This window comes from Mycobacterium sp. UM_CSW (genome assembly GCF_000455205.1).
Taxonomy (GTDB): Bacteria; Actinomycetota; Actinomycetes; order Mycobacteriales; family Mycobacteriaceae; genus Mycobacterium.
Genome location: NZ_AUWQ01000153.1, coordinates 1 through 10861, shown reverse-complemented (window position 1 = coordinate 10861; position 10861 = coordinate 1). Strand labels below are relative to the sequence as shown.

The following is a 10861-nucleotide window of genomic DNA, read 5'->3' as shown; positions in this document are numbered from 1 at the left end:
CGCCCGCCGCGACGGCGGCGCGCACCGCGGCGGCGGAGGACAGCTCGAGGACCGGGTCCGCCTGCCGTGTGGAGTCGCCCAAGGCGTGGCGCAGCGCCGCGGTCAACGAATCACGTGTCCCGGATCCCGGTTCGCGGGTCACCAGCGGTGTGCTACTTAGTTCCGCCGCGCTGATCGGTCGCTGCCGTTGCGCCCACTTGTGATCGGCGGCAACGATCAACACCAGGTCGTCGTGGCCGACCACCCGGGTGCGCAATCCCTTTGGCGCGTGCGGGGTTTCGATGAATCCGAGATCGACCTTCCCGTCGCTCACGGCGGCGATCACCTGGTCGCTGTTGGTCGCGGTCATGATGACTTCGGGCGGCGTGGCACCCAACCTGCTCGCCGCGACCTGCAGCGATACCAGCCAGCGCGGCATGAGCTGTTCGGCGATTGTCAGGCTGGCCGCCACTTTGACACGCCTGCGCCTTTCCGATCGCAGTGATGCCAACCCCGCGTCGACGTATTGGGCGACGTCGAGCAGCCGATCCGCCCACTGGGCGACGACGACTCCGGCGGGCGTCAGTCGCGAACCGCGCGGGGTGCGCACGACCAGCGCGATGCCGGTTTGCGCCTCGATCGATGCCAGCCGCGCCGAAATGGCCTGCTGCGTCAGCCCGAATTCCCGGCCCGCGGCGGCCAGGCTGCCGGTCCGGGCGATCGCCGTGAAAATCTCGAATGCGGACAGGTCGGGCATGTGGGTGCTGAGCGGCATGACGATCCTCCGGCGGGCACAAGGCGGCTTTGTGAGATGTGTGCCTGTCACAAGTAAAGCTTGTGACCCCACAAAATTCATCCCCCTGGCCGCGGCTGCTCGACTCGGGAACGATTGCTTACATGACGACGAGCGCCATCGCCCCGGCCACACCGTTGTGGGGCAAGCGCGACGACATGATCGTGCGCGGACGCCTGCCATATAACGCCGAACCGCCGCCCGCGATACTGGCTGCCAGTGACATCACGCCGGTTGACGCGTTCTATGCCCGCAACCACGGCGAGTTTCCCGATATCGCGCCGCAGCAGTGGCGGCTGGCGGTCAACGGGCTGGTGGAAAGCCCCCTCACCGTGACGTATGAGCAGCTCACGACCGAATTCGACCAGCACGATGTGGTGGCCACCCTGGCGTGCGCGGGCAATCGGCGCGCCGAGCTGCTGCAGGTGCGGCCGATACCGGGCAAGGATCCGTGGGCGCACGGCGCGATCTCGACGGCCGAATGGCGCGGTGTCCGGCTGGCGGACGTCCTCGCGGCCGCCGGGGCGCGCCAGGACGATGGGCTGCACGTGGCGTTCCAAGCCCCGGACGTCGCCCGGGAAGCGCGCCCCGCCCAGCGCTACGGCGGCTCGATCCCCCTGGCTAAGGCCACGTCGTCGGAGGTTCTGCTCGCGTGGCAGATGAACTCCGAACCGCTACCACGCGCCCACGGCGGTCCGGTCCGGGTGGTGGTGCCCGGATACGTCGGGGCTCGCAGCGTCAAATGGGTCACCGCCGTCACCGTGCAATACGGTCCGTCGGACAACTACTTCCAGGCGCACGACTACCGCATCCTGCCCCCGGACGCCGACCCCGACGCCGCGGCCGCGGGCGAGGGCATTGCGCTGTCGTCGTTGGCGCTGAACTGCGACATTCTCGATCCCACGGACGGCGACCGCGTGTCTCGGGGCCCGTTGACCATCCGCGGCTACGCAATCGCCGGCGACGGCCGCAGCGTCGAACGCGTCGACGTGTCCCTCGATGACGGACTCACCTGGCGGCAAGCCCACCTGCATCGCGCGCCCAGCAAGTGGTCGTGGCGGCCGTGGTCGCTGGTCATCGACGCCGCTCCCGGCCCGCTGCGCATCACCGCACGCGCCTGGGACGACACCGGCGCCGCGCAGCCGGAGTCGGCGGCGTCGCTGTGGAACCCCCGCGGATACGCCAACAACGCGTGGGCGCGCGTGGCGCTGACAGTGCTGTCGGGCTCGCGGCTAAGTCCCGTTGGATTTTTTCAGCCGCGCTATCTCGCCGCCCCAGACCGATTGGGCACCCGCATCGCCCGTGCGGTACACCTGAATCGTCGACGAGATACTCACGGCGAGAACGATTATCGCGACAATGAGATGCGCGATGACCCGGCGTTTGGCTAATCGGCGTTCGACCACGCGCAGCACCACGAGCCCGACGGCGACCACCAGCATGGCGGCGGCGAAATAGACCATGGTGCTGCCCCGCTCGGCATGCTCCTGGAGGATGGGGCTGGGCTTCTTCCTCAGGTCATAGAGCCATTCCCCGGCGTTGACGGTGATGGGCGTGATCACCATCGTCGCGGTAGCCAGCGCCAGCGTGAGCCACATCAGCTGGCCCCGCCGGGCCGGTGGCCACAGGCCGCACACGATTTCGAGCACGGCGGTCAGCGGCACGAGCACCACCACCAGATGCAGCCATAGGGCATGCGCGGGCAGGCCGTTGACGACGTCCATACGTCAGCCGCCAAGCCCCTTCTTCACGGCGTCGTCTTGCTTCTGGGCCACGTCGGTGACGAAGTCCTGCGGCGGGAGCGAGTCGACCGGCCCGTCGAATTCGAGCGTGACGAAGGCCTTGCCCTCGGTGAACATCAGTACCAAGACGCCCTTGGAGTTGTCCGGCGCGTTGCCGGACACGGTCGTTCCGCCGGTTCCAACGTTGAACGGTTGCGTGCTCGGGTTCTTGATGTTGTTGCCCTGCGCGCCCTTGGCCGCGTTCAGGGCGTTCGTGGCGGCGCCGGGGTCCGCGAGCACCTGGATGGTGTCTTTGATGACGTGGCTGTTGTCGTCGGTGCTGAAGGTTATGGCGGCGCCGGGCTGGCCGTTCGGGTTGTTGGTCGGGGGGCCGGCGTTGAACTGGATCGGCGCGTTGATATCGGTCGCCTTGATCAGCAGCCCCGTGTAGTCGGTTGCCGGCGCCGCGGGCGCCGAGCTGCCGCTGCTCGACGCCGGGCCGGACGAGCCTGGCTTCGACGTCGATGACGTGGCAGTTCCCGACTTGTTGCCGCAGCCCGCCACCGCCACCGTCAGCGCCGTGGCCAGCGCAACGCCGGCGACTGCGGTCCGAGACGTCCGAGAAACCCTCATCGCATCGCGCTCCTTCCAGGCTGATTCTGGCGACACAGTCGACCCGTTCCCGAATCGCACAGTACATCGCCAGGCGTCACCGAAGGTCCCGCCGGGCCGCGCCGGTAGCCAGCGACCTACTCCAGCTGGTCGCGCAGGCAGCGCAGGGTATGGGCCAGGATGCGAGAGACTTGCATCTGCGACACGCCGATCCGCTCAGCGATTTGGCTTTGGGTCATCGACTCGAAGAACCGCATGTGCAGCACCTGACGTTCCCGCTCGGGGAGCGCGCCCACGATGGCACGCATGGCTTCGCGGTTCGTGATGTGCTCGATTTGCGGATCGACGTCGCCGACCGCATCGGCGACCAGGCGAGGCTTGCCGGAGCCGTCGGCGCCGAGGGGTGCGTCCAGTGAGTCGAGCCGGTAGGCATCGCCGGCGACCAGGCATTCAATGATTTCCTCGCGCGGGACCTCCAGCACGGCAGACAGCTCACCGGCGGTGGGTGCTCGACCCAGCTTCTGCGCCAAATCGCTAGTGGTGCGGCTGATTTGGACATGCAGTTCACGCAGGCGGCGTGGCACCCGCATGCCCCAGCTGTAGTCGCGGAAGTAGCGCCGAACCTCACCCATCATGGTGGGAACCGCAAAACCGATGAAACTGGGCCCCTTGTCCGGGTCGAAGCGGTTGATTGCGTTCATCAGCCCGAGACGCGCGACCTGAGTCAGGTCGTCGAGACCTTCTCCGCGCCGGGCGAAGTGGCTGGCCACGTGGTCCGCCAGCGGTAGGCATCGAGCGACGATGCGTTCGCGCTGCCGGCCGTACTCGTGGGATTCCGCCGGCAACCGGCGCAGCACCATGAACATCTCGACAACGTCGTCGTAGGAGTCGTCCGTTTGGGTTCTGGCTGGTCGAATAGGTCGTGCGGGCGTCGCTACGCCGGTCATCGGCTAGAACGTGTCGCGAAAAGATTTGCGGAGGAAGGGATTTGCATTATTGGCCCACTTTCTGGGTCGTGTGCAGCGCGGCATCGCAGGATATGCGCACAGTCGCCTCCGCTACACCTGTATCCGCCGGAGAAGTCGGTGATCAGCGCACGAAGCAACAACGAGGGGTGACCGGAGTGTTTTCGCCGGAGCCACGCCATGCTCAGCAGCAGTGCGGCTGACTAACCGCTTTTAGCTAAACGGCGACCTGTCCAGAACGGACTTCACAGCCGACTATACGCCCCATCCGGCCCACCCGCGATCGCTCGGCTCAGCGGAGCGAAGAGCGAATGGTGGGTCAGCTTTTGAAGTTCGCTGACCGGCTCGGCGAGACGCCATGTCGCTGGGTGGTGGGACGCGGGCAAAAGCGGCGGGATAGCCAAGAGGCGCCTCAGTTACGGGCTTCTCATTCTCGGACTGCCTCGGTACTGTTCGGCACATGTTTGCGACTCCCACGCAGGAGGTTCCGCTGGCCATCGAGAAGACCGCGCGCACAGGCCATTTCGAAGCGCGCGCCGATGGGTGATCACCTGCTGGACGGGCGCGGCGTGGTGGTGTCGGGCGGCAGTCGCGGCATCGGACGCGCGGTGACCGAACTGCTGTGCCATCTGGGCGCCGGCGTGGTGGTCAACGGGCGCGACGCCGACGCCGTGGCGGAGACCGCCGCGGCGATATCGGACGCCGGGGGACGAGTCACGCCGGTAACCGGGGCCGCGGACGACGAACGCACCGCGAGCGCGCTCGTCGACGCGTGCGTGAGCACGTACGGCCGGCTGGACGCGCTGATCAACTGCGCCGGCATCGCGGAGCCACCGGGCTCGTCGATCCTGAACATTTCGCCGGCGGAATTCGACCGCCTGATCAGCGGGCACCTGGGCACGGCGTTTCACACGTGCCGGGTCGCGGCCCGCGTGCTGGCGGCGCAGGGGCACGGATCGATCGTCAACACCGGCTCGGTGGCGTTTCTCGGCGACTATGGGGGCACGGGTTACCCGGCGGGCAAGGGTGCCGTCAACGCGCTGACGATGGCCATCGCGGCGGAACTGAAACAACACGGCGTGCGGGCCAACGTGGTGTGCCCCGGCGCCCGGACGCGGTTGTCCACCGGTACCCAGTACGAAGAGCACATCGCGGACCTGCACCGTCGCGGATTGCTCGACGAGATGACCATGCGAGCCTCACTCGACAGCGCCCCGGCCGCGTTCGTCGCCCCGCTCTATGCCTATCTCGTCAGCGACTTGTCGCGTGGTGTGACGGGCCAGATCTTCGTGGCCGCGGGCGGATTCGTGGGCAGATTCGACCGGCCGACGCCGCGCATGCTTGCCTACCGGGATCACCACGACGCCGAACCATGGTCGCTCGAGGAACTACACGAGATGGTCGGCAGGCCGGCGCCGAAGTGACCGGGTTCGTTGAACCGAGGGGCGCGCGGGCACGTATCCAATGAAGTGACGGGCCCGCTTCGGATACTTGTCATCGGCGCCGGCGTGAGCGGGATCTCGGTTGCGCGCGGGCTGCTGCGAGACGGCCACGACGTCGCGGTCTTCGACCAGCGCAAAGACACGAGCGCCGGAGGCGGCGCGGTGACTACCTGGTCTCACGGCGAGGCGGTACTGCGGCAGCTGGGCGTCGACATGGACGGCGCCGGTCAGCTGCTCTCCCGGGTGCGGGTGCTGAGCTCTCGGGGACGCCAGCTGGCGAGCCTGGACGTGAACGCGATGGTGGACCACCTGGGCGCACCCGTGCGGATGGTTCCGCGCCGCGTGCTGGTGGAGCGGCTGTTGGACGGCTTCCCGACCGATCGCATCCGATGCAACTCCCGCGCGGCGCGGGTCGTGACGAACCCCGATGGCGTCCGCGTCGAATTCGAAGACGGCAGCGTGGCCCGAGGCGACCTGGTCATCGGGGCCGACGGCCTGCACTCCGTCGTGCGGAGCGTCGTCGGCGCCCCCGCCGCCGAACCGACGGGCTGGTGCAGCTGGCAGGGACTCGTCACCCTTCCCGGCATCGTCGACAAGCGTGTGGCGCTGATCGTCATCGGCGAGCGCGGCAACACCGGGGTATGGCCGGCCGGAGGTTGCCGTGTCCAGTGGTGGTTCGACCTGCCCTGGTCCCGCGATTTCGTCAGGCCCCGCCGTCCGATCGACCTGATCCGGTCGAATTTTTCCGGGTGGTCCGACACCGTCGACCTTGTCTTGCGCAGACTCACGGATGAGGACCTGGCGGGTTCGCCGTACCCGCACTTTCGGCACCCGACGCTTCGCCCGCTGGGCGCCGGTCCGGTGACGCTGCTCGGCGACGCCGCCCACACCATGCCGCCCACCCTCGCGCAGGGGACCAATCAGGCGCTGCTCGACACCATGGTGTTGTGCAGGGAGCTAGCGCATGTCCGTGAGAGGGGGAACGCCGACATTTCCGCGGCCCTGCGCCGGTACGAGAAAGCCCGGCGTCGACGCGTCCGCGCCGTGTCCCGGGTCGCATCGCTACAGGTGGCCCACGGCGAGTCGGTGTTGTGGCCGGCGACGATGATCCCCGACCGGGTACACACTTGGATGTTGACCTCGTTTCTGCGGTGCACGAGTCACCGCCGGCTGTCGGCGGCGATCGATCGCCGCCTTGGGACGGCGATGCCGATCGCGGCGGCCCGCCGGTGAACGGGCCGGCGACGGTGCGCGGCACCGACGGTCCGGTGCGGGTGCGCGGGGATCTGGAGTCGCCCTCACGCTGGCTCTGGCTCGTCAAATGGTGTGTGCTGGCCGTCCCGCACTACCCGATATTGATCCTTCTTTATCTGGTGTATCCGCTGCTGACGATCGTTGCCGGCGTGGCGATCCTGTTCACCGGGCGCTATCCCCGCCCGATATTCGATTTCAACGTCGGGGTGCTGCGCTGGTCGTGGCGGGTCATGAACTACCGCTTCCCGATGAACAGCACCGACAAGTATCCGCCCTTCACCCTGGCGCCGCGGCCCGACTATCCCGGTGACCTGGTGGTCGACTACCCGGAGCGCCTTGCCAATGGGGCGGTGCTGGTGAAGTGGTGGCTGCTGGGCCTCCCGCAGATAGTGCTGTGCTGGGCGATGGAGCCGCTGCTGCAGGTGCTTTGCGTCATCAACGCGGCCTGGCTGCTGTGCGTCGGGTCCATCAATCCCGGCATGTTCGATCTGCTCATGGGGATCGTTCGGTGGCGCTACCGGGTGGCGGCGTATGTATCGTTGATGAGGGACGAATACCCGCCGTTCCGGCTGGATCTAGGTGGCAGATAACGCGCGAAAATCCTTTATTCCCATACATATATCGGTTTGGTCAGCCGATTTTCGACCGGCTCTTCTACAACCGATATCGTCGAGCGGCGATCGCCCACGCGACCGGCCGGTTGCTGATGGTCGGCCTGGGACCGGGGACCGATCTGAAGTTCGTGCCGCCCGCGGTGACGTCGGTCGCCGCGGTGGAGCCGGTGGCCGCGTTCCGGCGGATGGCGTCGCGGGTCGCCGATCGCCACGGTGTTGCCATCGACATCGTGGACGGCACCGGCGAGTCGATTCCCTTCCCGGACAACAGCTTTGATTCGGTACACATCGGGCTGGTGCTGTGTTCGGTCGACGACGTGGCGGCCACGCTAGGGGAGATCCGGCGGGTGCTGGTCCCGCGGGGCAGGTTGGTGGTGCTCGAGCATGTCCGCGGAGAGGGGGCGACGGGCCGGTTGCAGGATCTGGTCGCGGGGCCATGGTCGTGGTTTGCCGCCGGCTGCCATCCGAACCGCCGCACCGTGGATGCCATCGCCGCGGCCGGCTTCGATACCTCTGGGCTGCGCAGCATCCGAACTCCAGTGCCGTTCCCGTGCAAACCGCATCTGCAGGGCTTCGCCACCGCAATCGAGGGCAACGCTTGAAATTCGCGGAAGTGGTTGGAATAGCCGAACTTTCCCCAGAGCCGCGGTCGAGTCCACCAGCCTGTCGCGAATTGGTTGCTCATTCGTCTGTCAGCTAGCTCATCGAGTTGTAGGCTCCCTGAATTAAGCCCGGTGAGCCGCGCGGCGTCCGGGAGTGTGCCCCTAACGGTGGTGGCCCATCGAGCGATGTCACCTGACGCCATCAGGTGATTAATCTGCAGCATCGGGCGACTGGGGCAGGACATGTCATTTGCAATCGCGGCGCCGGACATCATGACAGCAGCGGCGACGGATCTGGAAAACATCGGGTCGACGATCAGCGCGGCCAGCTCGGCAGCGGTGGCCTCGACGACCGCATTGCTGCCCGCGGCGGGTGATGAGGTGTCGGCGGCGGTTACGGCCGTATTTGCCTCGCACGGGAGGGCGTTTCAGGCGTTGAGTGCGCAGGCAGCGGCGTTTAATCAAGAATTCTCGAAGGTGCTGGGCGCCAGTGCCGGCGCGTATGCGAGCACCGAGGCCGCCACCGTTTCGCAGTTGGAGGCCGCGTTGCAGGGTGGTGTTCGTGCGCTGGCGCCGGCCGCGGGCACTGGGTTTTCGTCGATTGCCGGCCCCTACGAAACGCTGTTCGCCCACACGGGCGCGAACTTGCAAATCCTCGGGGGCGCCATAGCCGCCAACCCGGCGCCGTTCTTGCGCCAATTCCTCATCAATCAGATCGGCTACGCGCAGACGATCGCCGCAGCCGTCGAACACGTGCTCCAGAATCTTCCCGCCGTTTTGGCGAGCCTGCCGGCGAACATCCAGGCGGCCATTCAGGCGCTACTGGCCTTCGACCCGGCCCCTCTCGTGCAGCAGATCATCGCGAACCAATTGGCCTACGCCCAGATCATCGCGACGTCCCTGCAGAACGCGGCCCGCGACTTTGTCATCGGCCTCGAGCAATTGCCGGCGGCCTTCCAATCCGCCGTGCAGGCCCTGCTGGCGGGGAACGTCAACGGCGCCGTGAGCGACATTGCGCAGGGCTTCCTGAGTCTGTTCTTCACTGGCGTGAACACCACTGAAACCGGCGATCCCCTTGTCCCCCCAGGGATCGCCATCACCGTTACCCCAGCGGGCAGTCTGGGAGACCTGTTACCGATCCTCACCATTCCGGGCATGATGGCTCAGAGCTTCACCAACCTGCTGCCACCCGGCTCCATCCCGGCACAGGTCTCGCAGAACTTCACCAACGTGGTCGATACGCTCACGAACACGTCCGTCAACGCGACCGCGTTACTCGGGCTCGGGACGGGCGGTCTTAGTGCCACGCTTACGACGGACATCGGGCTGCCGGCGGCGCTTCTCATCGACGCTGTGGGCGCGCCGGTCAACGCAGTCGGCGCAGTGTCGGCAACCGCATCGCAATTCGTCGGCGAGTTGCAAACCGGCAACCTGACCGGCGCGGTCGGCACGCTCGTCGACGCCCCGGCCGTCGTCACCGACGCCTTCCTCAATGGGCAAACGAACTTGGCGCTCTCAATTCCACTGCCAACCTTCAGCACAAACCTCGGCAACAGCGTCCTTTTAGGGACCCTGTCGTTCACGAACGGCAACGCTGACTTCGACATCCCGCTTGATGGAATTCTCGTGCCGGAAACCCCGATAACGGGCGTGATAACCGGAACCGCGACGGGTACCGGTTTGGCGGTCTCGGCGAGCAACGTCGCCGCGGCTCTCATCAACAACACCCAACTCCCGCTGGACGTTCTCGTCCTGGGCACGCCAACCAGTGGGCTCGCTACCGCCCTGCTGGTCTTCGCGCCCGAGCAGCTCGCGCTGGCGATTACGCCCGCCGCTTAGGTCGTCCAACCCGGATGCCGTGTCCGGAGCGGCATTGAACTAATCCTGTCCCTATTTCGTGTCGTTCTACACGCTGCGTGTTGTCGGTGATGACTGCGCCGGCACGATCGTCGCGGCCCTCAGGGAAGGGACTGTGGTCATGAATTTCTCGGTATTGCCACCGGAAATCAATTCGGCGCGAATGTTCTCGGGCGCGGGTTCCGGTCCGATGCTGGAAGCGGCAGCGGCCTGGGATGGTTTGGCCTCCGAGTTGGGGTCGGCGGCGTCGTCGTTTTCGTCGGTCACGTCGGGCCTGACCCAGCAGGCGTGGCAAGGTCCGGCGGCGGCGGCGATGACGGCCGCGGCGGCCCCCTACACCCGGTGGTTGAGCGCGGCGGCGAGCCAGGCGACGGGCGCGGCCGGGCAGGCCCGCGCGGTGGCCGGAGCGTTCGAGTCGGCCCTCGCGGCCACGGTCCATCCGTTGCAGGTCACGGCCAACCGGAACGGGTTCGTGCAGTTGGTGATGTCGAATCTGTTCGGGCAGAACGCGCCCGCGATCGCGGCCGCCGAGGCCGAGTACGAACAGATGTGGGCCCAGGACGTGGCCGCGATGGTCGGCTATCACTCCGGCGCCTCGGCCGCCGGCGCGGCGCTGGCGCCGTTGCATAACCTCGCCACCCAGCTCGCGTCGGCGCTGGGCCTCAGCCCGGTCACCAACCCGGTCGCCGGCGATCCCGATTTCATGAGCCAAACCACCAATTTCGGCGGGCTGTTGACGGCCACGGCGATTGCCGACCCTGACGACAACCACTTTGTTGCGGCTAATTTCGCGAGCCCGCTCTTCACGGCTTCGGCGACCTCCGGGGCTGAGCCGACAACGGGCATGGGTGCGGTCGGGCAGACGATCCTGACGTTCCAGAGTCCGGTGGCCCCGTTCCTGAACGGTTCGTTCGCCCTTCCCATCACGGATCCCATAGCCCCGCTGTTTACCGCGCTGCTTCCGCTCGGCCTCTGAGCGTCCGCAGGTACCGGAGGGGAGTACCCGCGCCGAGATTGCCGTC

9 protein-coding genes and 2 pseudogenes are annotated in these 10861 nt (G+C 67.0%); 7 read left to right on the top strand and 4 right to left on the bottom strand.

Annotated elements, in window-relative coordinates; translation table 11 throughout:
* Positions 1-754, bottom strand: a 754-nt coding sequence (locus tag N415_RS29985; RefSeq protein ID WP_068189834.1) for a LysR family transcriptional regulator, incomplete at its 3' end; no start/stop codon positions are given.
* Positions 755-876: 122 nt separating this feature from the next.
* Here N415_RS29985 and N415_RS29980 point away from each other — a divergent pair.
* A pseudogene (locus N415_RS29980) lies at positions 877-1989 on the top strand (sulfite oxidase); the annotation flags it as partial.
* Between the two features lie 15 nt (positions 1990-2004).
* On the opposite strand, the gene N415_RS29975 reads toward N415_RS29980, so the two are convergent.
* From N415_RS29975 to N415_RS29965, 3 genes are all read right to left on the bottom strand, one after another.
* Positions 2005-2496, bottom strand: a complete 492-nt coding sequence (locus N415_RS29975; protein ID WP_068189831.1) for a DUF2231 domain-containing protein — start codon at positions 2494-2496, stop codon at positions 2005-2007.
* A 3-nt stretch (positions 2497-2499) separates the two neighbouring features.
* On the bottom strand, positions 2500-3126 hold the full coding sequence (locus N415_RS29970) for a hypothetical protein (protein ID WP_068189829.1): 627 nt from the start codon (positions 3124-3126) through the stop codon (positions 2500-2502).
* A gap of 116 nt (positions 3127-3242) precedes the next feature.
* Positions 3243-4052, bottom strand: a complete 810-nt coding sequence (locus N415_RS29965; RefSeq protein ID WP_068189826.1) for a SigB/SigF/SigG family RNA polymerase sigma factor — start codon at positions 4050-4052, stop codon at positions 3243-3245.
* Between the two features lie 557 nt (positions 4053-4609).
* Between N415_RS29965 and N415_RS29960 the strand changes: the two genes are divergently transcribed.
* The 6 genes and pseudogenes from N415_RS29960 to N415_RS33090 form a co-directional block, all read left to right on the top strand.
* Complete coding sequence (locus N415_RS29960; RefSeq protein WP_068189822.1) at positions 4610-5494, top strand: SDR family NAD(P)-dependent oxidoreductase; 885 nt, start codon at positions 4610-4612, stop codon at positions 5492-5494.
* A 45-nt stretch (positions 5495-5539) separates the two neighbouring features.
* Positions 5540-6745 carry an FAD-dependent monooxygenase gene (locus N415_RS29955; RefSeq protein ID WP_068189819.1) on the top strand — a complete coding sequence of 402 codons (1206 nt, stop codon included), beginning with the start codon at positions 5540-5542 and terminating at the stop codon, positions 6743-6745.
* A gap of 41 nt (positions 6746-6786) precedes the next feature.
* Positions 6787-7356, top strand: coding sequence for a DUF4389 domain-containing protein (locus N415_RS29950; protein ID WP_068189840.1), 570 nt, complete (start codon positions 6787-6789; stop codon positions 7354-7356).
* Positions 7353-7982: a class I SAM-dependent methyltransferase gene (locus N415_RS29945; RefSeq protein WP_068189837.1), complete on the top strand. Its 630-nt coding sequence runs from the start codon at positions 7353-7355 to the stop codon at positions 7980-7982. Before N415_RS29950 ends, N415_RS29945 begins: the two co-directional genes overlap by 4 nt.
* 243 nt (positions 7983-8225) lie before the next feature.
* Positions 8226-9821, top strand: a complete 1596-nt coding sequence (locus N415_RS29940; RefSeq protein ID WP_068189816.1) for a PE family protein — start codon at positions 8226-8228, stop codon at positions 9819-9821.
* A 139-nt stretch (positions 9822-9960) separates the two neighbouring features.
* Positions 9961-10443 (top strand): annotated as a pseudogene (locus N415_RS33090) (PPE family protein); the annotation flags it as partial.
* Positions 10444-10861 lie beyond the last annotated feature (418 nt).